The organism is Lysobacter terrestris (assembly GCF_014489475.1).
GTDB classification, from domain to species: Bacteria; Pseudomonadota; Gammaproteobacteria; order Xanthomonadales; family Xanthomonadaceae; genus Agrilutibacter; species Agrilutibacter terrestris.
Genome location: NZ_CP060820.1, coordinates 2936809 through 2963046, shown reverse-complemented (window position 1 = coordinate 2963046; position 26238 = coordinate 2936809). Strand labels below are relative to the sequence as shown.

Annotated in this window: 26 protein-coding genes and 1 pseudogene; 16 read left to right on the top strand and 11 right to left on the bottom strand. The window is 66.3% G+C overall.

Translation table 11 applies throughout. The features are described 5' to 3' along the window. Positions 1-88: 88 nt before the first annotated feature. Positions 89-2107 carry a M13 family metallopeptidase gene (locus tag H8B22_RS13865; RefSeq protein ID WP_187711973.1) on the bottom strand — a complete coding sequence of 673 codons (2019 nt, stop codon included), beginning with the start codon at positions 2105-2107 and terminating at the stop codon, positions 89-91. A gap of 174 nt (positions 2108-2281) precedes the next feature. Between H8B22_RS13865 and H8B22_RS13860 the strand changes: the two genes are divergently transcribed. From H8B22_RS13860 to H8B22_RS13850, 3 genes are all read left to right on the top strand, one after another. After that, a complete protein-coding gene (locus H8B22_RS13860; RefSeq protein ID WP_187711972.1) occupies positions 2282-3217 on the top strand; it encodes a hypothetical protein in 936 nt (311 codons plus the stop codon). 111 nt (positions 3218-3328) lie between these two features. Beyond that, the gene (locus H8B22_RS13855) at positions 3329-3808 is read left to right on the top strand and encodes a VOC family protein (protein WP_187711971.1); all 480 of its coding nucleotides are present in this window, start codon (positions 3329-3331) and stop codon (positions 3806-3808) included. A gap of 221 nt (positions 3809-4029) precedes the next feature. Next, on the top strand, positions 4030-4752 hold the full coding sequence (locus H8B22_RS13850; protein ID WP_187711970.1) for an rRNA pseudouridine synthase: 723 nt from the start codon (positions 4030-4032) through the stop codon (positions 4750-4752). Between the two features lie 7 nt (positions 4753-4759). Here H8B22_RS13850 and H8B22_RS13845 read toward each other — a convergent pair whose 3' ends face one another. Next, on the bottom strand, positions 4760-5230 hold the full coding sequence (locus tag H8B22_RS13845) for a YehS family protein (RefSeq protein WP_187711969.1): 471 nt from the start codon (positions 5228-5230) through the stop codon (positions 4760-4762). A gap of 539 nt (positions 5231-5769) precedes the next feature. Between H8B22_RS13845 and H8B22_RS13840 the strand changes: the two genes are divergently transcribed. From H8B22_RS13840 to H8B22_RS13820, 5 genes are all read left to right on the top strand, one after another. Further along, entirely contained in the window at positions 5770-5940 is a 171-nt protein-coding gene (locus H8B22_RS13840) for a hypothetical protein (protein WP_187713686.1), read from the top strand. Between the two features lie 184 nt (positions 5941-6124). Next, positions 6125-6799: a class I SAM-dependent methyltransferase gene (locus tag H8B22_RS13835; RefSeq protein WP_187711968.1), complete on the top strand. Its 675-nt coding sequence runs from the start codon at positions 6125-6127 to the stop codon at positions 6797-6799. Continuing rightward, positions 6796-7101: a YkgJ family cysteine cluster protein gene (locus H8B22_RS13830; protein ID WP_187711967.1), complete on the top strand. Its 306-nt coding sequence runs from the start codon at positions 6796-6798 to the stop codon at positions 7099-7101. Before H8B22_RS13835 ends, H8B22_RS13830 begins: the two co-directional genes overlap by 4 nt. 10 nt (positions 7102-7111) lie before the next feature. Continuing rightward, positions 7112-7315 carry a hypothetical protein gene (locus H8B22_RS13825; RefSeq protein WP_225876220.1) on the top strand — a complete coding sequence of 68 codons (204 nt, stop codon included), beginning with the start codon at positions 7112-7114 and terminating at the stop codon, positions 7313-7315. A gap of 8 nt (positions 7316-7323) precedes the next feature. Beyond that, positions 7324-7590 (top strand): hypothetical protein, encoded by a 267-nt coding sequence (locus H8B22_RS13820; RefSeq protein ID WP_187711966.1) that lies wholly within the window; start codon positions 7324-7326, stop codon positions 7588-7590. 74 nt (positions 7591-7664) lie between these two features. On the opposite strand, the gene H8B22_RS13815 is transcribed toward H8B22_RS13820, so the two are convergent. The 3 genes and pseudogenes from H8B22_RS13815 to H8B22_RS13805 form a co-directional block, all read right to left on the bottom strand. After that, complete coding sequence (locus H8B22_RS13815) at positions 7665-10379, bottom strand: alpha/beta hydrolase family protein (protein WP_187711965.1); 2715 nt, start codon at positions 10377-10379, stop codon at positions 7665-7667. Between the two features lie 30 nt (positions 10380-10409). Next, positions 10410-11744 (bottom strand): annotated as a pseudogene (locus H8B22_RS13810) (S8 family peptidase); the annotation flags it as partial. A 555-nt stretch (positions 11745-12299) separates the two neighbouring features. Continuing rightward, positions 12300-12737 (bottom strand): hypothetical protein, encoded by a 438-nt coding sequence (locus H8B22_RS13805; RefSeq protein WP_187711963.1) that lies wholly within the window; start codon positions 12735-12737, stop codon positions 12300-12302. A 336-nt stretch (positions 12738-13073) separates the two neighbouring features. On the opposite strand from H8B22_RS13805, the gene H8B22_RS13800 reads away from it, so the two are divergent. Genes H8B22_RS13800 through H8B22_RS13790 form a run of 3 tightly spaced genes read left to right on the top strand, consistent with a single transcriptional unit; the run spans position 13074 to position 15095 of the window. Continuing rightward, positions 13074-13496: an ester cyclase gene (locus H8B22_RS13800; RefSeq protein ID WP_187711962.1), complete on the top strand. Its 423-nt coding sequence runs from the start codon at positions 13074-13076 to the stop codon at positions 13494-13496. A 7-nt stretch (positions 13497-13503) separates the two neighbouring features. Beyond that, complete coding sequence (locus H8B22_RS13795; RefSeq protein WP_187711961.1) at positions 13504-14118, top strand: TetR/AcrR family transcriptional regulator; 615 nt, start codon at positions 13504-13506, stop codon at positions 14116-14118. Between the two features lie 20 nt (positions 14119-14138). Continuing rightward, entirely contained in the window at positions 14139-15095 is a 957-nt protein-coding gene (locus tag H8B22_RS13790) for a GNAT family N-acetyltransferase (RefSeq protein WP_187711960.1), read from the top strand. Positions 15096-15227: 132 nt separating this feature from the next. On the opposite strand, the gene H8B22_RS13785 is transcribed toward H8B22_RS13790, so the two are convergent. Then, complete coding sequence (locus H8B22_RS13785; RefSeq protein ID WP_225876219.1) at positions 15228-15575, bottom strand: winged helix-turn-helix transcriptional regulator; 348 nt, start codon at positions 15573-15575, stop codon at positions 15228-15230. A gap of 111 nt (positions 15576-15686) precedes the next feature. Between H8B22_RS13785 and H8B22_RS13780 the strand changes: the two genes are divergently transcribed. Next, positions 15687-16271 (top strand): hypothetical protein, encoded by a 585-nt coding sequence (locus H8B22_RS13780; protein ID WP_225876218.1) that lies wholly within the window; start codon positions 15687-15689, stop codon positions 16269-16271. Between the two features lie 102 nt (positions 16272-16373). Next, a complete protein-coding gene (locus H8B22_RS13775; RefSeq protein ID WP_187711959.1) occupies positions 16374-17378 on the top strand; it encodes a hypothetical protein in 1005 nt (334 codons plus the stop codon). A gap of 422 nt (positions 17379-17800) precedes the next feature. Here the strand turns inward: H8B22_RS13775 and H8B22_RS13770 are convergent, their stop codons facing one another. Beyond that, complete coding sequence (locus H8B22_RS13770) at positions 17801-18085, bottom strand: hypothetical protein (protein WP_187711958.1); 285 nt, start codon at positions 18083-18085, stop codon at positions 17801-17803. A 303-nt stretch (positions 18086-18388) separates the two neighbouring features. Here H8B22_RS13770 and H8B22_RS13765 point away from each other — a divergent pair, with 303 nt between their 5' ends. Beyond that, positions 18389-18835 (top strand): hypothetical protein, encoded by a 447-nt coding sequence (locus H8B22_RS13765; RefSeq protein ID WP_187711957.1) that lies wholly within the window; start codon positions 18389-18391, stop codon positions 18833-18835. 82 nt (positions 18836-18917) lie between these two features. On the opposite strand, the gene H8B22_RS13760 is transcribed toward H8B22_RS13765, so the two are convergent. After that, on the bottom strand, positions 18918-20051 hold the full coding sequence (locus H8B22_RS13760; RefSeq protein ID WP_187711956.1) for a lipid A deacylase LpxR family protein: 1134 nt from the start codon (positions 20049-20051) through the stop codon (positions 18918-18920). Between the two features lie 165 nt (positions 20052-20216). Between H8B22_RS13760 and H8B22_RS13755 the strand changes: the two genes are divergently transcribed. Further along, positions 20217-20714: a L,D-transpeptidase family protein gene (locus H8B22_RS13755; RefSeq protein ID WP_187711955.1), complete on the top strand. Its 498-nt coding sequence runs from the start codon at positions 20217-20219 to the stop codon at positions 20712-20714. A 41-nt stretch (positions 20715-20755) separates the two neighbouring features. Here H8B22_RS13755 and H8B22_RS13750 read toward each other — a convergent pair whose 3' ends face one another. The 3 genes from H8B22_RS13750 to H8B22_RS13740 form a co-directional block, all read right to left on the bottom strand. Continuing rightward, entirely contained in the window at positions 20756-21952 is a 1197-nt protein-coding gene (locus H8B22_RS13750) for a hypothetical protein (RefSeq protein ID WP_187711954.1), read from the bottom strand. A 24-nt stretch (positions 21953-21976) separates the two neighbouring features. Next, positions 21977-23257, bottom strand: a complete 1281-nt coding sequence (locus H8B22_RS13745) for a hypothetical protein (RefSeq protein ID WP_187711953.1) — start codon at positions 23255-23257, stop codon at positions 21977-21979. A 383-nt stretch (positions 23258-23640) separates the two neighbouring features. Next, positions 23641-25149, bottom strand: a complete 1509-nt coding sequence (locus H8B22_RS13740; RefSeq protein ID WP_187711952.1) for a M20/M25/M40 family metallo-hydrolase — start codon at positions 25147-25149, stop codon at positions 23641-23643. 584 nt (positions 25150-25733) lie between these two features. Here H8B22_RS13740 and H8B22_RS13735 point away from each other — a divergent pair. Then, positions 25734-26162, top strand: a complete 429-nt coding sequence (locus tag H8B22_RS13735) for a GFA family protein (RefSeq protein WP_187711951.1) — start codon at positions 25734-25736, stop codon at positions 26160-26162. Positions 26163-26238 lie beyond the last annotated feature (76 nt).

The window sequence follows — 26238 nt, the reverse complement described above, 5'->3', positions numbered from 1 at the left end:
TGCACGGCAAAGGCCCGCTTGCGCGGGCCTTTGCTTTACGTCGTCACGTGTAGTGCGGGCACCCTGCCCGCCGTCGCAATGGACGGCATCACCACACCTCGCAGCGGTCCTTCTCCGCCCGCACCATCGGGGCATCGGCCTTGCACTGGAACGTCTCGCGGAACGCCGGCAGGTTCGACAGCGGCCCGTTGACGCGGTACTTGGCGATCGGGTGCGGGTCGCCCTGGACCATCGTGCGCTGGGTTTCCATGCGGATTTCGTCGCCGCGGAACTGGCCCCAGGCGAGGAAGAACTGCTGCTCCGGCGTGAAGCCATCGATGGTCGGTTCCGGCGCCTTGCCCTCACGCGACTTCAGGTACGCGCGGTGGGCGATCTTGGCGCCGGCGAGATCGCCGATGGATTCGCCCAGCACCAGCTTGCCGTTGTGGTGGATGCCCGGTTCGATGAAATAGCCCTCGAACTGGCTGACCACGCATTGGCCCTTGGCGGCGAACTGCTTGTTGTCTTCGGGCGTCCACCAGTTGGACAGGCGGCCCTGCGCGTCGAACTGCGCGCCCTGGTCGTCGAAGCCGTGGCTGATCTCGTGGCCGATGACCACACCGATCGCGCCGTAGTTCACCGCGTCGGTGGCGGTCACGTCGAACGCGGGCGGCTGCAGGATGCCGGCCGGGAACACGATCTCGTTCTGCGACGGGTTGTAGTACGCGTTCGACGTCGGCGGGGTCATGCCCCAGCGGCTGCGGTCGGTCGGCTTGCCGACCTGGCTGCGGTTGTCGGCGACGTTCCAGCGCGAGGCGGCGACGACGTTGTCCCACGCCGAAGCACGCGAAACGACCACGCCTGCGTAGTCCTTGAACTTGTCCGGATAGCCGAGCTTGGGGAAGAAGGTCGAGCGCTTCTCCAGCGCCTTCTGCTTGGTCGCTGCATCCATCCAGTCCAGGCCGCGGATGGTGTCGTCCATCGCCAGCAGGATGTTCTTCACCATCTCCTGCATCCGGGCCTTGGCTTCCGGCGGGAAGTACTTCTCGACGTACTTCGCGCCGAGCGCTTCGCCGAGCTGGTTGTCGGTGAGTTCGGCGCAGCGCTTCCAGCGTGGCTTCATCTCGGTGGCGCCGGTGAGGAACTTGCCGTTGAAGGCGAAGTTCTCCTCGACGAACGGCGTGGACAGGGTGTCCGCCGCGTTGTTGAGGACGTGCCACTGCAGGTAGGTCTTCCACTGCGGCAGCGGCGTGGTGGCCAGCTCCTTCTCGACCTGCTGCATGAACTTCGGCTGGGTCACGTTGACGGCCTCGCGCGGCATGTGCGCGGCGTCGAAGTACTTCGTCCAGTCGAAGTCGGGCGCGAGCTTGCGCAGGTCGGCGAACGCGGTCGGGTGGTCCATCTGCTTCGGGTCGCGCAGCTGCACGTTGTCCAGCGAGGCCTCGGCCAGGCGCTTCTCGAAGGCGAACACGGTCTGCGCATTCTGCTTCGCCGCTTCCGGCTGGGTACCGGCGAGCTCGAACATCCTGGCCACGTGCTCGAGGTACTTGGCGCGCGCCTCGACGAAACGCGGCTCGGGCTTGAGGTAGTAATCGCGGTCGGGCATGCCCAGGCCACCGGCGTAGATGTGCGCGACCGTCTTCGACGGCTCGTGCAGGTCCTCATTGGCGTAGACGATGAAAGGCACGAACACGCCGACGTCGTGCAGCTTGCCGATCATGCGCTGCAGGCCGGCCTTGTCCTTGATCGCGTTGACCTCGACGAGCCAGGGCTGGACCGGCTTGCTGCCGAGCGCATCGACGCGGGATTCGTCCATGCAGGCGGCGTAGAAGTCGCCGGCGAGCTGCCCCGCACTGCCCTTGGGCCAGTCGGTCTTCGCCGACAGCTCGGTGAGGATGTCGCGGACGTGTTCCTTGTTGACCTCGCCCGATTGCCAACGGCGGCTCCAGCGGTCCATGTAGCTGGGAATCGGGTTCTGCTGCCGCCACGCGCCGTTGGCGTAATCGAAGAAGTCGGTGCAGGCATCGCCGCCGCGGTTGATGTCTTCGGGATGGATCCCGTGCAAGGCACCGGCGGAAGCGGTGGTGACGGCGAACAAAGCGACGAGCGGAAGGCTGGACCTGATCACGGCAACGTCCCTGCTGGAAGGTGCGGCCACTATAGCCCCGGGGTTTTTCCGGACCCGTCCCAGAAGTCCTGCCTGCGGCGGCATGCGCGGATGCACGCGCGCGCGAGGCGTCGTGTTGCTGGGGCCGCCCCCGCACGGTCTATGCTGGCAACCGGGAACCCGCGGAGCCTGACCATGACAGGCAAGACCAAGCGCGTGCTGATCCTGGGCCACGGTGCGATGGGGCGCGCCTTCGAGGCACTGCTGCGCCCGCGGCACGACATCGCCATCTGGGACCGCGACCTGCAGACCGGCGTGGAAACCGAGCCGCTGGAGGCGGCGGCAGCAGGGCGCGAGGTGGTGCTCTTCGCCCTGCCTACCCTGCCCCACGACGAACTCGCCGGCCGCCTGGCGACCGTGCTGGACGGCGACAGTTTCTGCCTGTCCATTGCCAAGGGCCTGGACGCGCAGGGGCGGACGGCGGCACAGGTCTTCGAATGGCATTTCGGCACGCGCCTGGGCTGGGCCTTGCTGTACGGCCCGATGCTGGCGCGCGAACTCCAGGCCGGTCGCGCGGGATTCGCCGTGGCTGCGAGCACGCGAACACACGCGCGCACGCCGCTCGCTGCACTGTTCGCGGAAACGCCGCTGCATTGCGATCACAGCGACGATGTCCACGGTGCCGCGTGGGCCGCCGTCCTGAAGAACGTCTACGTCCCATTGATCGGCGCGGTCGATGCGCTGGAACTGGGCGACAACATGCGCGGCTTCCTGACCACCGAAGCGGTGCGCGAGTTCGCCGGCATCATCCGGGCCATGGGTGGAGACGCGGAAACCGCGCAGAGCTTCGCCGGCCTCGGCGACCTGGTGACGTCCGCCACCGGCGCGTCTTCGCACCACCGTCGCATCGGCGCCTACCTGGCGAGCGGCCGCAACGCCGAGCTCGCCGCCTCGGGCGTCAACATCCGCACCGAAGGCCTGCACACCCTGGCGATGGTGCGCGCGCATCGGCCGTTCGCTTGGGAGCGGTTCGGACTGTTCGCACTCGTGTGCCGCTTCTTCGACGATCCCGCGAGCCTGCAATCGCAGCTGCACGCGTACCTCGATCGCCGCTTCGCGCAACACGAATGACGCCGCCCGTGGCGCGTAGGGCGGGCTCAAGCCCGCCTTACACCCGCTGCACATCCTCCGTGCTATGCAGATCGCCAATCCGCTGCATGCACCACGTCCAGGAGCTTTCCGATGATCAGCAAGAACACGATCTGCCTGTGGTACGACGGCACCGCGCTCGATGCCGCGACGTTCTATGCCAAGACCTTCCCCGACAGCGCGTTGGGCGCGGTCCATCGCGCGCCCGGCGACTTTCCGTCGGGCAAGGAAGGTGACGTCCTCACCGTCGAGTTCACCGTGCTGGGCATCCCGTGCCTGGGATTGAACGGCGGCCCCGCGTTCAAGCACAGCGAGGCGTTCTCGTTCCAGGTGGCCACCGACGACCAGGCCGAGACGGACCGCCTGTGGAACGCGATCGTCGGCAACGGCGGCCAGGAAAGCGAATGCGGCTGGTGCAAGGACAAGTGGGGCCTGTCGTGGCAGATCACCCCGCGTGCGTTGACCGAAGCGTTCCACGACCCCGATCGCGCAGCGGCCAAGCGTGCGTTCGACGCGATGATGCAGATGCGCAAGATCGACGTCGCCGCGATCGAAGCGGCACGGAAGGGCTGAGGCTCCAAGAAGAAGCGTAGCCCGGGTAAGGCCGAAGGCCGCACCCGGGAAGTCGCCATGCCCCGGGTACGCTGCCCTTATGGGCGACGTCGCTGACATTCCGATTCGGACGTAGGGAACTCAACGTCCCGGGTGCGCTGCGCTTACCCGGGCTACGGCGCTGGATTGTTCTGACTCGTGGGCCCTGCCGTGGCAAAGTAGCGCCCCCACCGAGACACCCCATGCCCGACCCCATCCGCCTTTCCAAACGCGTGGCCGAACTGGCGGGTTGTTCGCGCGCCGACGCCGAGCGCTACATCGAGAACGGCTGGGTGTCGGTGGACGGCGTGATCGTCGAGGCGCCGCAGCACCCGGTGTCGGACGAACGCGTCGAACTCGATCCCGACGCGGTGCTGGAAGCGCCCGAACCGGCCACCGTGCTGCTGCACAAGCCGGCCGGCTTCGACGCGATCGCAGGCCGCAAGCCCGCCGCGGCGCTGGTCACGCCGGCCACGCGTTGGGCTGAAGATCCCAGCGGCGTGCGCCTGCTGCAGCGCCACTTCACCCGGCTGACGCCACTGGTGCCGCTGGATGCCGACGCCAGCGGCCTGATGGTGCTGACCCAGGACGGTCGCGTGTGGCGCCGGCTGACCGAGGACATCGCGCAGATCGAGCAGGAATTCGTCGTCGAAGTGGCCGGCGAGATCGCGCCGTACGGGCTGCGTCGGCTTGCCCATGGCCTGCGTTACCGTGGGCGCGAGCTGCCGCCGTGCAAGGTGAGCTGGCAGAACGAATTCCGCTTGCGCTTCGCGATCAAGGACGTGCAGCCGGGGCAACTGCGCGACATGTGCGCGCAGGTGAACCTGCAGGTGGTGGCGATCCGGCGCCTGCGCATCGGCAGGATCGCCATGGCCAAACTGCCGGTGGGCGAATGGCGCTACCTGCCGGTGGGCGAACGGTTCTGACGCGGCGTCAGGCGCCGCGCACGCGCAGCGTCAGCCCCTTCAGGAAATTGCGCAGCAACTGGTCGCCGCAGGCACGGTAGTTGGTGTGTCCGGGCTGGCGGAACAGCGCGGTCAGCTCCGGCTTGGAGATCGGGAACCCCGCGGACGCGAAGACCTCATGCATGTCGACGTCCTTCAGCTCGAACGCGACCCGCAGTTTCTTCAACACCACGTTGTTGGTGACGCGCCGTTCCACCGGTCGCGGCGGCAGGGCGTCGTTGCGGCCGCGGCAATGGATCACCAGGCCATCGAGGAAATGCGCGAGCACGCCGTCGCCGCACTCGGCGAAGTCGGGATCGTCGTCCTTGCGCAGGAACGCCTGCACGTCCGCCTTCTCGAGCGGAAAGGCCGGATCGACCAGTTTCGCGATCTCGACGACCTTGATGTCGCTGAGATCGAGCATGTAACGGATGCTGCGGAGGACGTCGTTGTTGATCATGGGGCGCTGACTGCTGCCGGATTGGCCTCGCCAATAGCTTAGGCCACCGGGTCGGCAAAACCGACCGCATGGCGATGCGGCACTACACCGTGCCCCACCGTGCGCCCCATCGAAGCGAGCGCAGGGCGGGCTCCGGCCCGCCGCTTGCGTAGCTGCAGACCGCTGCCCTGCGGTCCCGGCAGGCGCATACTCCAGCAACCGACTGCGACTGCAGTCCATCGCTGTACGCGCAGAGGAGAAGCACATGAGCAAGGGCTTGAACCAGAAGAAGGAACAGAAGAAGAAACCGGCCAAGACGCAGAAGGAAAAGAAGGCCGAGAAGCGCGACAAGAAGGCGACGAAGGGTTTTGCGCCGGTTTGAGGCCTGCCGCCTGGGTCAGTAAACCCTGGGTCAAATGAAAAAGGCCCGGAATCCGGGCCTTTTTCCTGCCCGTGCGCCGGGCCCGATCGCCCCTGCTACTCACGCGCTCGCCGGCGCCAACGCCCGCTCCGCCCGCCCGCGTACGCGTCATGGCCTACACTGGGCCTCCCATTACGAGATGCCCGCCTTGGCCAAGCCCAACTATTCCTTCGAAAAGCGTCAGCGCGAACTCGCCAAGAAGAAGCAACAGGACGAGAAGCAGGCCCGCAAGAAGGAAGCGCGCGAATCCGCGAAGGCGGCGACCGCGCCCGAGCCCTCGCCCACGCCGCGGACGCCGTCCGGGCACTGACCTCGACGACGCCAGTCGCCGCCGACCCGGCGCGACTGCGCCCCGTTCATTTCCACAGCCCCGACTCGTGTAGGCTGGTCGGGCTACAGCGCTTCATTCGCGCGTCTCCCCCGACTTCGTCGCCGGCTTCGCTCCCTCCACGCGCCACCACCCTTGTTCAGGGTGTCGCCCCCCGGGAGCGCCGTTGCCAGGCTATTCCACCCGCAAGCTAGACCTGACCATCGGCGGCCACCCCTGGCGCCTGCGTGTGCTCAGCGACCTGCAGCAATTCGCCGACCCGGACGGGCACGGCGAGCGCCTGGGCATTTCCTCGGCGCAATGGAGCCTGTTCGGGCAGGTGTGGCCCGCCGGACTGGTGCTCGCGCACGCCATGCACCGCGCCACCTTCAACGGCGAACGCATCCTGGAACTGGGATGCGGCATCGGCCTGGCAAGCCTGGTCCTGCAGCAGCAGGAAGCCGATATCGTGGCCAGCGACGTCCACCCGCTCGCCGAACCCTTCCTCGCCTACAACGCCGCGCTCAATGCGCTGCCCGCGCTGCACTATCGCCAACTGCGCTGGGACGTGCCGTTGCCCACCCTGGGCCGCTTCGACGTGATCATCGCCAGCGATGTCCTCTACCAGCGCGGCAGCGCCGAACTGGTCAACGACGTCATCGCCCGCCACGCCCATGACGATGCGCAGGTCTGGGTGACCGACCCGGGCCGCGGCCAGGCCGCGCGCTTCAGCCGGCTGATGGAGGCGCAGGAATACGCAGTCGAATCGATCAATTGCCCGGTCGACGACGGCGACAGCGCCCCGTACCGCGGCGCCGTGCTCCGCTACGGACGCGGCACTGCGCGCAGGCTGGCGCAATGAGCGCGGCCACCCGCCCCCGCTGCGACGCCTGCGATGCGGTCTGCTGCCGCCTGACCGTGGTGCTCATGCCCGAAGACAACGTCGCCGCGCACCTCACCGCGCGCACGCCGGCCGGCCTGCTGGTGATGGCGCATGGCGAAGACGGCTGGTGCGTCGCGCTGGACGGCGCGCGGATGTGCTGCTCGATCTATGCCACGCGCCCCGTCATCTGCCGCAAGTTCGCCATGGCCGGCCCGTACTGCCGCGAGGTGCGCGCCGATTACGCGGACCACGCACGCGACATCCCGATCACACTCAGCTGAGGAAAAGCCGATGGCACGCACACCGACCAAGACCGAGCGGGGCTTCCAGCACAAGGCGCCCGATCCCCGCGTGCTCACCAGCGAACGCATCGCCGACCACCTGCGCGCGTTCCAGTCCACCGGCGGCCGCATCGAAGTGCTGGGCGTCACCCGGGTCCTGAAGAAGCTCGACGAAACCGCCGTCCCGCGCACCAAACCGGCGCCTACGCGATGAGGCACGACGTGAAGGACCAGATCGCGATCTTCCGCTTCACCCTGAGCACGCACCAGAGCATCGGCCCCGCGCAACTGCACGCGCTGTGGGCACGCGCATGCGAGACCCCGCACGTTAGCGTGGGCCGCGCCCGCGGCGCATCGCCCGACCGGCCGACCTACTCCCTCTACGCCTCGCAACGGCTGGAAAACCTGCCGCAGGTGGAACGCCGCCTGCGCCTGCTGCTGGAGGAATGCAAGTTGCGTGCGTCGCTGATTCCGCTGCACGTGACCTGAGTTTCGCGGCGCGGGCGGACCGGGGAACGCCCGCGCACAGATTGATGGCCGGGGTCCCGCGGCCGCTCGAGGCATTACTTCGCGGTGTCCGGCATCTGCGACGCCGCAGCGGGCGCGCCCGCTGCAGGGCCCGGTGCCGCTCCGAGATGCAGCTGCAGGAAACCGGCGATGCCGGTCCATACCACGCTGGCAACTTCGGCCGTGCCCAGGTCGTGCTCCATGTCCGGAATCGCCATCAGCACTGGCTGGCGGTTTTCCAGGTTGAGCATGCGCACAAGACGACGGGTATGTTCGAAGTCGACGCGCACGTCCTCGCGGCCATGAACCAGCATCACCGGCAGCGTGAGCTGGTCGGTGTGGTACAGGGGCGAGACCGCCTGCATCGCCGCCAGGTCGGTGCGCGGATTGCCCAGCAGTCGCTCCAGCTCAGGCCGCATCTTTTCCGAGCGCACGTTGTCGCTCGCGGTGAAGAACAGCGCACGATCGCTGACACCGGACATCGAGACGGCGCACTTGAAGCGCCCCGGCCAGCGGATCGCGGAAATCAGCGCCGAGTAACCGCCGTAGCTGGCGCCGAGGGTGCACATGCGGGATTCGTCCAGAGGATAGGTCGCGAGCGCAATGCGCAACGCGGCATCGATGTCGTCCTCGATCATGCGGCCGTGGTTGTTGTATCCGGCTTCGCGGAACGCCTTGCCGTAGCCTTCGGATCCACGGAAGTTCACCTGCAGGACGGCGTAGCCCTGCGAGGCAAGGAACTGCACGTCGCGATCGAAGTTGAGGCTGTCGCTCACGCCCACCGGCCCGCCGTGCGGGAATAAGACCAGCGGGCGCTTGCTCGTGCCGGCGGGGAGCGTCAGGAAGGCCTCGATCGGCAGCCCGTCCTTGCCCTTCGCGTTGATGACGTATGCCGGCGCAAACACCTTGTCCGACAACCACGGCGCCATCTCGTCGATCAACGAGGCTTTCTTGCTGGCGACATCCAAGTGGTAGACCTGCGGCGGATGATCGCTGCCATCGACCCAGAGGATGAGTTGCGCGTTATCCGTGCTCCGGTCGAGTACCGTCACGACCTTCCCGGGAAACGCCGTGCGCACCCAAGCCAGCATCTTGCGATTGGCGTCATCGAAGTATTCGGTGACAAGTCTACCGGCCTCGTAATAGCGCGCGGCCACCGGTTCGCGGCGCTCATTGAACGAGGCACTGACGATATCGACGCCGGGCTTGGAGAACCCCGTGCGCGTGATCTTGCGCGTGACCGGATCCAGCGCGACCAGGTCACGCTGCGCGCGATCCTCATCGGTCAGGCCGTAGATGGTGTTGCCATCGAACGACAAACCGACGGGATCGAAGCTGAAATCTTCATCACTGTTCAGGACGTCGTGGAAACTGCCGTTGGCGGCATGGACAAGCACGGTGGCTTCATCGCGGGCGACGATCGCCGCGCGCAGGCGGCCGTTGCCGTCCGCGTACCAGGCCCGGTCGTTGGTGGCGCCCTGGTTGACTCGATCTCGCGACCTGGCCGTGGTGAAGCCACGGATGGACTTGTCGCCCTCCAGCCGGACGCGGTGCACCACGAGCTTGCCGGCACTGTCGTAGCCTTCGAACAGGATTTCGTCCGGCGATGACGGGAGCAGGTCGACCACGCGCCCGGTGCCAAGCAGGGCCAGCTCCTTTATCCGGTACTTGCCGTCCTGGTTGGCATCGCCAACGACGTAGACGGTATGCGAACCGTGCCAGCCGCCGCTGGCCGCGATCAAGGTGCGATCGCCCTTCCAGCGCAAGGTATCGGGTGGGTAGCGCTCTGCCGACAACCGCTGCGAGCGTCCGGCGCGCAGGTCGATGAGGTTGAGCGTCCAGTAACCCTTCTCTTCCCGCACCGTTTCGGCGAGAAGGTCACCGGCCGGATTGAGCGCGACCGCAGCGATGCGGCTCGGCTTCCACATCATGTCCGCTGGAATGGGCAGATCCTGCGGCTTGGGCGCTTCGCGACCGGCGTTGAGGTCGACACCGGGCCGCGAATTTTTCGCCACGGCGGCTCGGTAGTGGGCCGGGAACGGATCGGGGTAGTAGCCGGTGTATTCGAAGGGCAGCTGCGCATAAAGCGCCGCGTGCTCCGCCTGGAGCCAGTCCATGATCGGCAGGGTGCGGTTGTGGACCTGGATGTACGCGTTGGTCAAGCTCGACGGGCGCAGCACGAGATCGCCCGGATACACGATCTTTCCCGCCGTGACGGTAAAGCGGAACTCGGGCTTGCCGATCCGGAAGCGGCTGTACATGAAGCCGTTGGTGAGCTTCATCTGCGCCCACTCGTATTCGCCCGCCTTGGCGGCGAAGAGGGCGGGATTGCGTCCGATCTTGAGGTAGTTGAGCACCGTTGCAGTGCCGCCGCCCACGCGCCCGACATGCACGGTGGCGATCGGCGTACTGGTGTCGACGGAGATGACGACCAGGCCCTCATCCGGCGCAAGCTTCGGTGCCTCTCCCTCCTTGATGCGGCGCATGCCGAATGCATCCATCGCCACCAGCATGAGCACCGCGCACACCAGCCACTTCCCTGCGCGCATCCGCAAACCGCGCACGCGCCCGAACGCTCCCGCCTGCTCCATGAAGCCCCCACTCCGTCGTGCTACAGCTTTCGCTGCCCGGGGGCGAGCATATCGCAGCCGATGGTGGCGGACGGGGCCGAGTGCCGTGATGGACCGCGCGCTTGCCGACTGCTTCGGCCACGCGCTGAACTTTACCGGGAGACGAAAAAACCCCGGCCGAAGCCGGGGTCCCTGTCGCACTTCGTTGACGGCAGCGGATCAGTACGTCGCTGCGGCCGACACGGCCGCGGCGGCGTCGATGATGCCGTTGCCGATCGGCTTGTCGTTGCTGCCCGGGAAGGTGCGCAACGTGCTCTTCAGGATCGACTCCACCTGCGCCGGGGTCAGCGGCGTGGTGCGCACGGCCTGCATCAGCGCGACCGTACCCGCCACGTGCGGGGCCGCCATCGAAGTACCCGCCATGCACAGGTAATTCTCGGTGGTCGGGCCGCTGGTGCCGGCATTGCCGGTGGACACGATCAGCGTGGTGCAGTCCGGGCTGTCGCCACCCGGGGCGGCCACGTCGATCAGGCTGCCGTAGTTGGAGTAGCTGGCGCGGGTACCGCTCTTGTTGGTCGCGGCCACGGTGATCACGTTGCCACAGCTGGCCGGGGTGAAACCGGAAGCGTCGGCGTTGTCGTTGCCGGCGGCCACCACCACGGTGGTGCCACGGGCGACGGCGGCGTTGATCGCGTTCTGGTAGGTGCTGGAGCACGCACCGGCACCGCCCAGCGACATGTTGATGACTTCGGCCGGGTTGGCATTGGCCGGTACACCGGAGACGGTGCCGCCCGACGCCCAGGTGATGCCGTCGACGATGTCGGAGGTGTAGCCGCCGCCACGACCGAGCACGCGCACCGGAACGACCTTGGCACCGTAGGCCACGCCGACCACGCCCTGGCCGTTGTTGCCGACCGCGGCAACCGTGCCGGCCGTGTGGCTGCCGTGCCAGCTGGAGTTCTGGTTGCGGTAGTAATCGCCCGGATCGTGCGCGTCGGCGTCGCGGCCGCCGCCGTCGCCGGCGACGGTCTTGCTCGAGATGAAGTCGTAGCCCGGCAGGATGTTGCCAACCAGGTCGCTGTGATCGGTGTAACCGGTGTCGAGCACCGCCACGACCACGCCGTTGCCGTTGGTGGTGTTCCAGGCCTGGTCGGCGCGGATGCCGCCGGTGCTGGTCTGCATGCCCCACAGGTAGGTGCCGTAGTGGGTGTCGTTCGGCGTCATCAGCGCCTTCATCATCCGGTCGACCTCGACGTACTCGACGTTCGGATCGGCGGCGATCTGGCGCATCAGGCTTTCGGCTTCGACGCGATCCAGCCCACGGCTGGCCTGGACGACGTCGCCGCCTACGGACAGCGTGCGCAGGTGGCCGACGGACAGGCCCTTGGCGTTGCCCTTGCCCGCGTTGGCCAGGTTGGCCTGCTGCGCGGCGGCACTGGTGCCGGTGCGGTACTTGACGATGAAGCGATCAAAACTGGTCTGGTCCGCGGCCCCCAGGCCAGCGGTATCCACGCGACCGGCAGCAGCGGCGGAGCCGGCGAAACCGGCGGTCAACGCGAGGGCCATGGCCGTGGCGAGGGCGTGCTGGTGCAACTTGTGCGACTTCGACATCAGGATTTTTCCCCGGTGGAATTTTGAAGGTGGTTTGCACAACCCGGCGCACGCCCCAGTGGCCCAACCCCGGAGCGGGCGCATCCATGCATGCCAGGAATGACCGGCAGAACGCCGGTCGACTGGAACCGTAACGACAAATCTCGCCGGCGGGCAATGAGTGTTCGTACTTACCTCCGCGGCATGCCCGTCCGCGCCGGGATTGCCCGCGGTTTTGCCGGTAAAAAGCCGGCGGAGCCGGTGAACACGGCGGTTCCTCGCCTGCCCGGCGTCGCCATCGAAAACGGGAGCGCCATCACACGTACTGCTGCGTTGCGGCAGGACGCGCCGTCAACCGTTGTGCGGTTGGCAGGTTGGAGTGGCCCCGATCCGGCGCGTGCATCGCGATCGCGGGTTCCGGTTTCGAATGAAAATGAAAACGCCCGCAGACGCGGGCGTTCTCGTCATGGCACCAGCGGGTACCGACCTGCATGCCGCAGCGGCGCACCGGGGATGCGCCGCCATGGCCGCCTACTTCAACTTCAACTCACGCAACAACTCGTTCCCCATGATGTTGCGCATCTTGCCGCGTGCCGCAAAGGCCGTATTGGCCTGCGACACCGACTCGCCGCTGACCTTGGTCATGAGCGGATCCACCCGCTCGCGCAGGCCGTCGAGCGCCGCCATGTTCGGATAGAACACCACCAGGTACAGGTCCGCGTCTTCGTCCTTGCCGGTCTGGTTCTGGTAGACGCCGTAGTCGAGGATGATCCCGGCCTTCTTCTGCGCCTCCATCCTCGGCTTGTACTTGGTTTGCAGGTATTCCATGTAGTGGTCGAACTCGCCATCCATGATGTCCACCGAGGTGACCTCCACCACCGCGCCCTCGGTATAGGGCAGCGCTTCCTGCGCGTGGACCGGCGCGCCCAGCGCGAGCGCGATGACTGCCGCGAACAAGATGGATTTCACGGTGAACTCCTCGGGAATGGGCCAGACATCTGGCAGAGGGAGAAACGCATCGGCCGTTGGCCCAAGGCCAGCCCGTGCATGCGTTCCGCGCCAGCGCCAACCGCGCAGCAAGCGGATGTCACGACACGTCCCCTTGGAAAATCCAGGTGCGTGGATGGCGGCCAACGATGTAATCCCCCGATGGGGTGGCGGCATCCATTGCCCGCCGCAGGGCGCCTGCCCGCGTTGATGGCCGGCCCGACCCCATCCGCCGCCCGTCGGAAACATGAGACTCGCTATTGCTAATGAGATATTTGTCTCATTAGCATCAGCCAACCCTTTCCCCGAGCGACCGCCATGACCCTCTCCCGCGCCGACATGGACCGCAAGATCGACGAGCATTTCGGCTTCGAAGCCAGCGACAACGTGGAGGGCGTGCTGGCGACGCTCGCCGCGGATGTCGAGCACGACATCGTTGGCTCCCCTACCGGCCCCACGCGCGGCCGCGACGGCGCGCGCGGCTTCTACGAACACCTGTTCGCCGATCTGGCCGACGGCAGGGTGGAAACGCTGCGGCGCCTGTACGGCGACGACTTCCTCGTCGACGAATCGCTGTGGCGCGGCCGCGCCGCCGGCCGCCCGTTCGGCCTCGACGGCCGCAACCGCCCGCTCGAATTCCGGCTGCTGCATGTGATGGAGTTCGCCGGCAATGGCGAGATCAAGCGCGAGAACGTGTGGCTGGACCTCACCGCCATCCTTCACCAGCTGCCCCAGGATTGAGGCAGCGATGGACACCGCCCCGCAAGGCCGCCCCAACCAGCGTCGACGCACGCGCAAGGACCTGCTGCAGGCCGCAACGCAACTGGTGCGCCAGGGCCGCAAGCCGAGCCTGGAAGAGATCGCCGAGGCCGCGATGGTGTCGCGCGCCACCGCATACCGCTACTTCCCCAGGGTGGACGCATTGCTGCTCGAAGCCGCCCTCGATGTCGCCGTTCCCGAGGCCGATGCATTGTTCGAGCGCGCGCCCCGCGAAGACGCCGTCGCCCGCGTCGAGCGCGTGGACGACGCCCTGCACGCGATGATCCTCGCCCACGAAGCGCAGCTGCGCACCATGCTCGTGCATTCGCTGCAGCGTGGGATCGACGGCAACGACGACGCCCTGCCCGCGCGCCAGAACCGCCGCTCGCCGCTGATCGAAGCCGCGTTGTCGCCGGTGCGCAACCAGTTCAAGCCGGCGGCACTGAAGCACCTGGCACACGCCCTCGCCCTGATCATCGGCACCGAAGCCATGGTGGTGTGCAAGGACGTGCTGCAACTCGACGATGCCGAGGCCCGCAAGATGAAGCGTTGGGCCATCCGCGCCCTGATCGAGGCGGCGCGCAAATCGCCCGCCGCTGGTTGAATCCCCCACGAGGTCATTCCATGGATATCGCCCGTTCCCCCGTCGACATCGCTCCCCTGCGCGAGATCGACCTGCCGCAGGCCGATCGCATCTTCCGCCTCGCCTTCGGCACCTTCATCGGTCTGCCCGAACCGCTCGCGTTCGGCGGCGACAGCGATTACGTCTGCACGCGCTGGCGCGCCGCACCCGACGCCGCGCTCGGTGCGTACATCGACGGCACCCTGGTCGGCTCCAACTTCGCCACGCGCTGGGGCAGTTTCGGATTCTTCGGTCCGCTCACGGTGCATCCGGAGCATTGGGACAAGGGCATCGCGCGCCGCCTGCTCGCCGAAACGATGGCGCTGTTCGACCAGTGGGGAGTGCCCCACGTCGCGCTGTTCACCTTCCCGCACAGCACCAAGCATGTCGGGCTCTACCAGAGCCATGGCTTCTGGCCACAGCAGCTGACGCCGGTGATGGCCAAGGCAGTGGCTTCCACCGCGGATGCCGGTTCCTGGCAGCGTTACTCCGTGCTGGACGACGCCTCGCGCAGCGCCGCCCTCGCCGCGTGCCGCGCGCTCGCCGACGCGGTTCATCCCGGTTTGGATCCCACCAGCGAGATCGAATCCGCACGCTCGCAGCGCATCGGCGACACGGCTCTCGTTTACGACGGCACGGAACTGGTCGCGTTCGCGGTGTGCCACCTCGGCAAGGGCAGCGAAGCCGGCAGTGGCAGCGCCTACGTCAAGTTCGGCGCCGCGCGTCCTGGCGCGCACGCAGCCGCACATTTCGAACGCCTGCTCTCCGCCAGCGAAGCCCTCGCGCACGCCAACGGCATGGAGAAGCTGGTGGCCGGCGTGAACACCTCGCGCCACGACGCCTACCGCCGCATGCTCGACCGCGGCTTCAGGACGATGATGCAGGGCGTGGCCATGCAACTGGACAACGCGCCCGGTTACAACCGCGCCGATTGCTTCGTGATCGATGACTGGCGTTGAGGCAAGTGCAGCCCGCCCCGTCTCGCGTCTCAGCCACGGCGATCACCCGTAGGCTGGGTTGCCCCCCATCAACCCAGCAGCACCGGCACATGAAGCGTTGGGGCAGTGAAGCCAATCCCGCCGCGCCCTGCTTCAACCGCGCCGCTGGATCTCCACACCACACGCCATGCCATCGGAACGCCGCCGCGCCCCTGAATGCAGCAGATGGCCTTCGCCCCACACCCGCACGGTTCCGATGATCGGCAACAGGGTCTGTCCGTACTCCGTCAGCTGGTAGATCACCGGCGCAGGCACTGCACCGGTCGGCGTGCGATCGACGATGCCGTCGGCTTCGAGTTCGCGCAGCTGCTGGGCGAGCACCTTGCTTGAAATCGGCGCGGCGCGACGCTTCAGGCCAGCAAAGTGCAGTTCACCGTGCGCGAGCCAGTACAGGATGGTCAGCTTCCACTTGCCGCCGATCGCGGTGAACGCTGCCGCCAACGGGCACCCTCCCAGTGGATTGGGCCGCGCATGGTTACCTGCAGGTGCCTTCTTGTTCATGCTGCCCTCGCACTCGCATCCTGCCCGCATCATGCGAAACAGGACGAGACGATGCAAAACACCGCGCGCACCTGGCTCGGCAGTGCCTGCCTCGCGATGGCACTGCTGACACTGAATGCGTCGGCGCAGCCGTCGCACGCCGCCTCCACCGTCGCATCGGATGACGGCCAGAAGGATTTCGACTGGGGAATCGGCACGTGGAAGACCGAATTGCGCCGGCTGGCCAAACCCCTGTCCGGATCGAAGGAATGGGTCGACTACGCCGGCACCAGTGTCGTGCGCAAAGTGCTGGACGGACGCGCGAACCTGGTCGAATTGCGCGTGGCGGGCCCTACCGGAAAGATCGAAGGCGCGAGCCTGCGCCTGTACAACCCGCAGGCCCGGCAGTGGAGCCTGCACTACGCCAGCATCCGCAACGGCGCGCTGACCCGCCCGGTCCACGGGGGGTTCCATGACGGGCATGGCGCGTTCTACGGCGAGGAGGACCTCGACGGCAAGGCCATCCTCGTTCGCTTCGTCATCACGCAACTCAATGCCGACTCGGCACGGTTCGAGCAGGCCTATTCCGAAGACGGTGGCCGCACCTGGGAAACCAACTGGATCGCGGTGGTTACGCGCGTTGGGGATGCGGATTAGGGCGGGCTCAAGCCCGCCTTCCGGCCAGCGGTTGACGTTGCCACAGTGCCCCTCCCAGACTGCCCCCCGGGACCAACGCGCCCGCATACAGGGGAAAACCACATGACTCCACGCGTCGCCGCGCTTGCGGCCGTGCTTCTCGTTGCCACTTCGCCCGCGTCCGCCGATCCGGCCCCGAGCGAGGTCAAGACCTTGTACGCGAAAGCCAGCGGCATGACCGGGTGCAGCGAACGCTGGGCATCGGCCGACGTCGTCACGAAATGCCGGGAGGCCATCGCCGCCTATCGGGCCGCCGAAGCGGCGAGCGACGCCACCCCGGACGTCCGCAGCTTCCTGGCCGTGGAGCGCCTGAAAAAGCAATCGACGTTGGCGGCGGTGTTGCGCGAAGACGACGACAGCGCCACCGCGCGCAAGGAACTGGACGCGGCGCTCAAGGAACTGGAGACGCTCGCGCCGGGCGACACGAACGCCTACCTCCGGGTCCAGCTCCTCGACCTGCAGCGCCAGGCCGCGCTGCTGGAACTGGAAGACGGCAACGCCGCGCGCGCGGACGCCGCCATCGCGGAATACCGCCGGCATTCGCAGGGCTTCCTGGGCGCCGTCGAGCAGATGCGCGAGAACACCAAGGCCATGAACCAGCAGCGGTTGAACGGCGTCGACGCCGGCAACTTCGAACTGGAACTGGGCGAGCACTACGCCGGGATGCTGGAGGACGGCACGGATAAGGACGCCATTCGCGGCAAGGCCATCGAGGCTTTCGAGCGCACCCGCCAATGGGCAATCGCGCGCGCCGACAACGACTGGAACGGATTCGCCGAAAAGGCACCCGCCCTCCTGTACGCGGACGCATCCCTCAAACTGGCGAAACTGGCGCACGAGGCGGACGACATGAACGCCCTGGCCAGATACGTGGGCGAAACCCAGTCCGTCGCCTGCGGCGACGCCGAGGGCGACGGCTACGACAAGACCGAGCTCGGCGAGCGATGTGTGCAGGCCGTACTGATGGAGGGCTGGGTGACCGGGAAAAACCAGGCGCTGATCAAGCAGATCGCCGAGCAGCAGGCCGAGCAGATGCGGGCCGTCCGCGAGGCGCTGCTCAAGAAGTGACGGACCCGGGACGCCGATGCGTCCCGCGCAGCAGGACCGTAGCCCGGGTAAGCGAAGCGCACCCGGGACAACCGCCGCCGGCCCCACAGGCGCCCGCCTGATCTACGCCGGATCGCCCCGCCGGGCAAATTCGCACCACCCGCCGCACGAACCTCCCGGTCGTCGAGCCTTCGAGCCCCATCGATGGACAGAATTTGTCCACCCGCCGGGCAAATAACCCGGCCGGCCACCTGTTTCGGGCGGCGCACGGGAAGATTCTTGCGGGCCGCCGCCCGAAACAGGCGGCGCACGGCCCGAAACATCCCGAGCGCCGCCCGTTTCATCCCACCGCCCAACAAAAAAGCCCCGCGAGCGGGGCTTTTCTTGCGGCGTACGGGAAGAATCAGGCCGCTATCGGAGCGCTGCTCCTGGAGCGTGACTCCTCACTCGCGCGCCTGGATCTCTCGTTTGGCTGCCGCAGCCGCCGTACGCAACACGCCGGAATAGAACATGCGGGCCTGCCCTGCCTCCTGGGCCGCGGTCTCCAGCCACTGCACGTAGGCCGAGAGCAGGTCCCGGGCGTTGTACTGGGATCCGAGGTCTTCGATCGTCTTTGCGACGGCATCCCGCACGTGCCAGTCGACGTTGGCGCCTGACTCGGCCTGCTTGGCGAGGTCAGCGATCCTGAGAACATGCGGGGTGATTAAACCGACGACGGTGGCCTTCATTGGCTCGATCTGATCTGCGACGAGCGGGAAAGATACCGCAACGCGCCGCAGGGTCGACACAAAAAAGACCATAGCCCGTAGGCGGGGTTGGCGCCATAAACCCGGCAGCGTCGATGCGTGGAACGTTGGGCCGATGAAGCCGACCCAGCCTATGTCCGGTGGGAGCCTTTCGGCAATGAGCTGATCCGGCCGCGCCACTCGAAATCCGACAGCCCGTAATTGCCACTACCGCTCTCCGTACCAAGCACTGCGTACCCGCTCTTCGCAGGGGCCAGGTGCCCGCCGGATGCAGGAGTCCAGAGCATGAAAGTCCATTCCATCTTTTGCGGCACGCCATCAGTCGCGGCCGCGGCCGTTTCTGCCATCACCGTGCTGATATCGACCCTGTTCATGGCGCCGATCCGAACTGCACAGGCCACCGATTTCAAGGGCATTTCCGGCGCCGCGTGCCAACCCGCCACGCCCTCCGATGGCACGGCCCTGACCCGCAGTGCCTACGGCATCGCCAACGTAAGCACCGTCAATCGCAGCGTGATCTGCGCTCTCCCGACCGATGCGGAAGACGCAGCGACTGCCGGTGTCGACATCTACTTCGCCAATGGCACGGCCGCTTGCGCGTTGTCCGTTGTGGTCGTCGACATCGACCTGACGTTGACCACCCGCGTCATCACCGACGCGGTGACCTGCCGCCTCGGCCCAGAAACCCGCCTGAATTCCCTACGATATCTGGAGAACGCCACTACCGACTAAGCAACGGGCAGGCGTAGGACGGGCTCCAGCCCGCCCTACGCGTTGCACCATCTACGCGACAGGGCCGGCAGGGCAATCCGGTCTACCGGCGCGAAGCCCGGTAGAAATTGATCCCGCACCAACGATGAGAGCGGCGCTCTGCGAGTTTGTGCTCGGGGCTGCGCTCCGTGCAGGTCAGCATCAACCGCCGGCCGAGTGGAAACGTGAGATTGAAACCCACCGAGGCCTCACCGACCCATCGCTCGATTTCGCCCGCTGACAGGGTGTGCCTTGAATCGCGGAAGCCGCCCTGCAGCAGTTCGTTGTAGCCTACCCAGCGCGCTCGCACGCCCCCGGTGAAGTACCACTCCTTGATGCGATACCAGGGGTCGAGACCGGTGCTCGCCACCGTACCCAGGTACACGGCCCCTTGATCGGAGCGCGCGGGTACAGTTTGCAGCTGCGCCAGCATGTTGGCATCCGCCTGCGGATCGATGTCGCCGATCATTTCCCAGAACGGCGTGGTCTCCTTGGAGAACCGACCCCACTTGCCGACCACCGCGTAACTCGCTCCGGTGTAGTAGCCCGCGTACGCATCCACGGTCTGGGCCGCATCAAAGTACCGCGATGACACCGGTAAGCGCTGCAGCCATGAGCGCTGGTACATGGCGGTGAACTCGCCGCCATCCGAAATCTGGTTGTCCCAGCCCTTTGGGTCATACGGGTCCGGGGTCCCCGCGAAATGCCGCCAGGCGGTGTGGATGCCACTCTGCCCCCAGTCACTGATCGGCAGCCCAAGCACTCCGACGACCAGCTTCGCCGCACTTGCCTGCCGTTCCGGAGCATCTGCGTCAGAAGCGACCACGGAGGCGCCCCAATACAACAGCGAACCGTATGGCCGGTCGTCGGCAATCACGTCGGAGCGGCGCAGGTCGTCGGGCGTGAACGCACTGTTGCCGAACGAAACCGCGTAGGCGCCCGCGCCACTCGGATCAATACCATCGACCAGCGGCAGCAACAGCTTACCGGCGAGCTTGTGCCGAGCGGCGTCGTTCTGCCAGACAAAGCGCACCCCCATCGTGTAATTGCGATCCTGATTGTGGCCCAAAGCGAACAGGTCCTGATCCAGGTGCCACGAGCTGAAGGACGTGTCCGCACCGACGGCGGCTGGTTCAATCGCTTGCGCATGAGCAGGCGCCAACAGCCCTGCAGCAACGAGCACCGAAAATCGATTCATGTTTCCCCCGGTAGCGCCGGTCCGATCGACGCAAATGACGAGCCCATGCCATTCGAAAGCCACCCAAACGGGTGAGCTGACAAAATCCTGTCCGTGATTGCTGATGCGTCTGCGTTTGCTCTGGCGACAACATCGCGTGTCCGTCCGCGTCAAAGGAATGCCCTGATGAAAATCCCCCTCATGAATGCAACCTTCATCTTCTTCGCACTGGGCTGCAATGGAAGCCACGCGAGGGAACCTGACTTGCTCCCGAAAGAGCAGCGCGCGACCCGGATACTCGTAGACAAGTCAGACCGATTGCTCACCCTCTATCGCGACGACGCCGTAATTGCGCAGTATCGAGTGCGATTGGGTGCAAATCCGGAAGGCGACAAAGTGCAATATGGCGACGAACGGACACCAGAAGGGAACTACGAGATCGACTCCAAGAATGCGGAGAGCAAGTTCCATCTTGGCCTCCACATTTCGTACCCGAATGCGCAAGACCGATCGGAGGCCGAAGACAAAAAAGTAGATCCGGGTGGTGCCATCATGATTCACGGCGGCAACGCCTGGTGGCGCCCTTTCAACTGGACCGATGGCTGCATCGCGGTAAGTAATCGCGAGATCGAAGAAATCTGGAAGCGCGTTGGCACGGGCACTCCAGTCACAATCGTTCCTTAAAACACCTTGTTGCTTGGCTAGCCACGCCACCGTGAACCTCCTCAGGCCGCGTCCACGAGCTGCTGGACGGCTAGCAGCAGCGAATCGCACTCCAGGCGCACTTCCGCCGCACGCTTGTTAATTGGCCCCCAGTGCTTGCGGCGGGCCCGCAGGGCAACGGCGGCGCAATCGACCGCGAACGCGGGGCACGCTTTGGTCAGACGCTGGAACTCCATGCCGTGACCGCGCCCGTGATTCTCCCAATCCGACGCTTTGCAACGCACGCCCTCCCGAAACACTTCCGCCAAGGTGGTGGAGTTGCCATACGTCTCCATCAACCGCTGCAGGCTCGGCAATGCCAGGCACAGGTCGTAGCTCATCTGGAAGAGCCCGGCCTCGGCCGTGTTGGCACTGGTGTTGGAGGCGGATCGATCACGCCCTTCGCAATACCGCCCGGAACTTTCCCGCATGCCAAGTCCAACCAGCATCACGAACAGCTGGCGCAGGCGGTCGCTGGCCGTAGCCGGCGCAGCAAACCCAGCCTGTGCGAAATGATTCCGGTACCACGCCAGCGCGTCTGTAGCCGGTTCCCCGATCTCACGGCCCATTTCCTGGGCAACAGCTTCACCGCCTTTCAAGCGTGCATAGGCGTCCGCGAAGGCCAATGCCATGCCCTTGATGTAGCCCTTCGGCGCCTGACCGCGCTGGTTCCAGTCGTATTGCGCAATGTCCGATGCCTCGGCCAGACGCAAGATGTCCGGCACCTCCACAGCCTCCGGAACGGAGCGCAGCACATAGGCCATCGTCGGGGCACGCAGGAAGTACTCGGTCGGCGTCTTGCCCTTGCCCGACACGAACCGCTCATGGGGTTGCGTCGCTTGGTTGTCGGCAATCACCATCCGGTCCGTATCCACCCGCTTGACCACCAGGTAGATGTGGTCGGACCCGGGAATGCTCGTGTCGTTGTCGTAAGTGACACCCACGTCACCCTCAATCTGATCGCCGGCGCGCACATGCACCCAGCGGCGACTGTCGAACTTTCCGCCCAACATGTATGCGAGCTTGCCTGCCCCGAAAGTCATCGGGAAATCGAGGCCCGCCAGTTGCAGCAGCGCGCTCAGGTTGGCGGCGCAAGCATTCTTCGGAAACGCCGGCAGGCCCGCCGCTGCCATGGCTTGCGCGGCGATACCCTGGGCCTGCGCCAGCCCTGCCGAGGAGCCACCCAACCGAATCAATTCGGGAACATGATCGCCGTCCATATGACCATCCGCTTGTGAGGGAGGTTAGTCCGCAACCGATACGGTGACGCGCTTTTCCTGGCCTGACGCGTCGGTGACCGCGATGACGTAATCGCCCGTACTTTTTTCATCGGGCGTGATCGTCAGGAACACGGCGCCGTTCTCGGATTCGAGCATCAGTGCGGGCGGCGGCGGCGCGCCTTGGGTCACGGCCTTGTCGAAGGGAGCGAGGCCGCCGTATATCCGAATCCTGATCGGCACTTTCTTTTTCGCTGGAATCGTCGTGCCATTCGCGTTGTCGGTCGCACCGAGCCATAGGGGAGCTGTTGCGTACTTAGCACTGACTTCGGTCGACAGCTGGAACTGGCAGCGCTTCAAGTCAACCGACGGCGGCACTTCCAGTTGTCGGTAGAGGCGGTCGATGATGTCCAGCTCCTGCTCCAGCACGGCGGCGTCAATTTTGGTCGCAGGGCCGGCCTTCGCCACTGCCATCTCGGTGGTCGGTTTGTCAGGTTTGGGCGGTGCCTTGATGGATGTCCATACGGGATACGAACTGTCGAAGGCCTTGGCCATGTTCGGTACAGTCAAGGTCAACTTGTCGTTGACGGCATTGACAGCATTGCTCACAACCGTGCGCAATTGCGCGTCCAGCACGTCGTTCTGATCAGGTCCGGCAGCCAGTTCGGCAGTAACCAGGTAACCCTCGACAGCGATCTGGCCGGAATTTGAATTGAATTGGCGCAAGCTTTTGCGCGCCAACCCGATGTGATCCCGCAATGCTTTCTTCAGGGGCTGCTGTCGCCCAGCTTGCGCATGGCCTTCGCCATACGTGGTGATCGCGCACGAGATCGACTTGACACCCGCGTCGTAGATCAACAACCGGTCGCTTTGCGCGAGCGAGGTTCCCACGGTGTACGTGGCCAGGCCGCCGGCCGCCATCGCCGCATTGGTGGGCGCGTTTACCCCGCGGGCGCTGTTGTAGCCGATGATGCCGGTCAACGGCACGAGCGTTGCGATCATTCCCGATTGAGTGTTGGTGACCCCGTCGCGATTGCGTTGCACCAGAACCAGCATGCGGCACGCGTACTGCAATGCGGTGCCGGCCTTGGGAGTGGTTTTGCCTTGGTCGACGGACGTGCCGTTGCCACTGCCGTGTCCGCTGGCATCGATCGGATCGGCAACACCGATGCCACTCACACCCAAACATCCCGAAGGGCCTTTACCAACCGTGTCGTGTCGAATGTAGGGATTGAACACCCCGCACCCGCTGACCATCACTACGGTTCCGGCCAAACCCAGCGCCAATACGAGGCAAATACGATCCATGGCTGCACTCCGGCGATGCCACCCCGATGCCGTGGGGCCAGCGTCCTGCGTCCATCGGCACGCAATTACTGGGGGCAACGCAGCTCCGGCGGCCCGGCGGCCACCGGCGAGCACTCCTGCACCCGTTTGGGGGATACGTTGACGGAACCACCCGTCTACGGGCCTCGTGGGCCGTGCCGTCACACTGCGGGTGTGAGCTGAGCGGACACGAAGAAGAGTTACCGCGACAAGGTGGGCGACATCGACCTGAAGTGAAGACCGGTGGTAACACGCGGAGCGTTGATGGTGGATCAGGCAGACGACGGGTGGAAGTGCGCAAAGAAAAGGCCCGCCGAAGCGGGCCTCATGCGTGCTGGCGGCAGCTCAAGCCCGCCTAGTGCGGATCATTTACCAAGTTCGTACAGATACTCCACGAACGACATCACCGCGCCGTCGTACCCCTGCACCGCCGGGTTGGTGGATTCGATCAGGTAGTACTCGTCCGGGGCGTGCGCGCCGCTGCCGTGGCCTAGGCCGAAGTGGCCGGAGGCGAGGCTCAACGGCGCATCGGTGAAGACGAACCCCGGGTAGGAGCCGGCGTTGCGCGGCCACAGCAAGGGCTTGATGCCGCGACGTTCGAGCACGCTGCGCTGCGCCTGGATCAGCGCGGCGTCGGCGGAGGTCTGGGTGGCGTCGTAGCCGCCGCTGACGTTGACCTCGATGTCGGCGTAGCCGCGCTTGGCCAGGTGCGCCTTCAGCGCGGCAACGGCGGCGTCCTTCTTCATGCCCGGTACCAGGCGCATGTCGATCTTGGCCACGGCGCGGTGCGGCAGCACGGTCTTGCCGCCCGGGCCGGTGTAGCCGCCGACGAGGCCTTCGATGTTCACCGTGGGCTGCGACACCAGGCGCTCGTTGGCCTGCTGCCACGGCAGGTCGTCGATCCAGTGCTCCACGCCGAACTGCTTCTTGCTCTTGGCTTCGCTGCGCACCTTCACGACGGCGGCGATCATGGCCTTGTGTTCGGCGCTGATCGGCGGCGCGGCGGGATAGCCGTCGATGGTGATGGTGTTGCCGTCCTCGGAGACCAGCGTGTCGAGCGCCTTCACCAGCCGCCATGCGGGGCTGTCGACCATGGCCTTGAGCGAGGAGTGGATGTCCTTCTTCGGCCCCCGGCCCCACTTCTCGCCGCTGGCGACCAGTTCCAGTTCGACCACGCCCTTGGCGCCGAGGGTGATCTGCACGTTGCCGTCGCTGTCCTGCGAGGCCGCGGGCATGAACACGCCAATGGTGTTGCGCAACGCGGCTTCGACTTCGGGGCGGTGCACGAGCTGGCCGATGTGCGGCGAGCCGATCTCCTCCTCGCCTTCGGCCACCAGCACCAGGTTCACCGGCATCTTCTGGTTCGCGATGCGGATGGCATGCAGCGCGGCGAGCAGCGCGGATTCGGGGCCCTTCTGGTTCACCGCGCCGCGTCCGACCAGCACCTTGCCCAGGCCGGGCCTGTCGACGAGTTTCGATTCCAGCGGCGGCGAGGTCCATTCCGCGGGATCGAACTGCTTCACGTCGTACATGAAGTACAGGCCCACGGTTTTCTTCGCGCCCGCATCGAGCGTAGCGAACACGCCGGGCTTGCCGTCGGTGTCGAGGACCGCGACCTGCTGGAAACCGGCCTCGCGCGCGAGCCTGGCCATGTACTCCGCGCCTTCGCGCGAATTTAGGTTTTCCGCCGCGATCGACGGCAGCGCGATCCAGTCCTGAAGCCGCTTGAGCGACACGTCGTGCTGCGCGGTGACGGTGCGCTGGATCGCGGCCATGTCGGCATCGGCGGCGGAGACCAGCAGCGGCATGCCGAGCAGCGCCCAGAGCACGGCAGCAGCGAGAGCGGGACGACGGGGTTGGACGGTCGGGCGCATGCGAGGCTCCAGGGCGGGTGTGCGGCGATGCTAACCGGCGAAGCTTTGATTCCTTTCGTGCAGTGCGACACAACGGAACGTGCGCTCCGGGGGCGAGCGTCCGAGTGCGCCAATCCGACGCGCGCCGCGTGTCGATGCTTCGTGGGTTGAGAGGATGCGTTCAACAGTCGACGGCGGCGTCCGCACCAGCGCGAATCCATCCGCCCTTTCGAACACCCATCACCGTTCCGCAGTCACTCCCCCGATCGGGCGCCCCGGATCAACGACCGAGTCACGCAAGCTCCCGCGTTCTTCAACTGCGCGCCCGCGATTTCGTCTCTTGCACGAGCGCGTGTCCCTGCGCGGCGGCGCGCCCGCCATGCCGCCCCGCCCCGTCGTCCATCGTGCGGACGACCTGCGTTCCTTGCCCAGCTGAGGAGAAAGGAAATGCCACGGACTGGCAGACCCGCATCGCCAGTTTCCGCATGCCCGGTTGCGGCGCGCCCTGAGGGCTATGCTGCCCGCCATGGCCGCACCCCACTCCCGGGCGCGAGCATCGGCTTCCCGGCGCGGCCCCCGCGCCGGGCTTCCCACGGAGGTTTCCCATGTCGCAACAACACACCGGCAATTGCTTCTGCGGCGCCGTCGAAGTCCAGGCCACCGGCGCGCCCGAAGCGATGGGCTACTGCCACTGTGCCTCGTGCCGCTCCTGGTCGGCCGGGCCGGTCAATGCCTTCACCCTGTGGAAGCCGGAAAACGTGGCGGTGACGCGCGGCGCGGAATACATCGGCCACTTCCAGAAGACCGCCATGAGCGACCGGCAGTTCTGCACGCGCTGCGGTGGCCACCTGATGACCCACCATGCGCCGCTCGGCCTCACCGATGTGTACGCCGCGACGATCCCCACGCTCGACTTCCAGCCGGCGGTGCACGTGAACTATGCCGAGACGGTGCTGCCGATGAAGGACGGCCTGCCCAAGCTGAAGGACTTTCCATCCGAGTTCGGCGGGTCGGGCGAGACGGTTCCGGAATAGGTGCGGCCCGCGAGCCTCGGCACGCGCGCGGGGTGACCGCACCCGCCTCGGAAGCAGTGGCGTAGGGCGGGCCCAA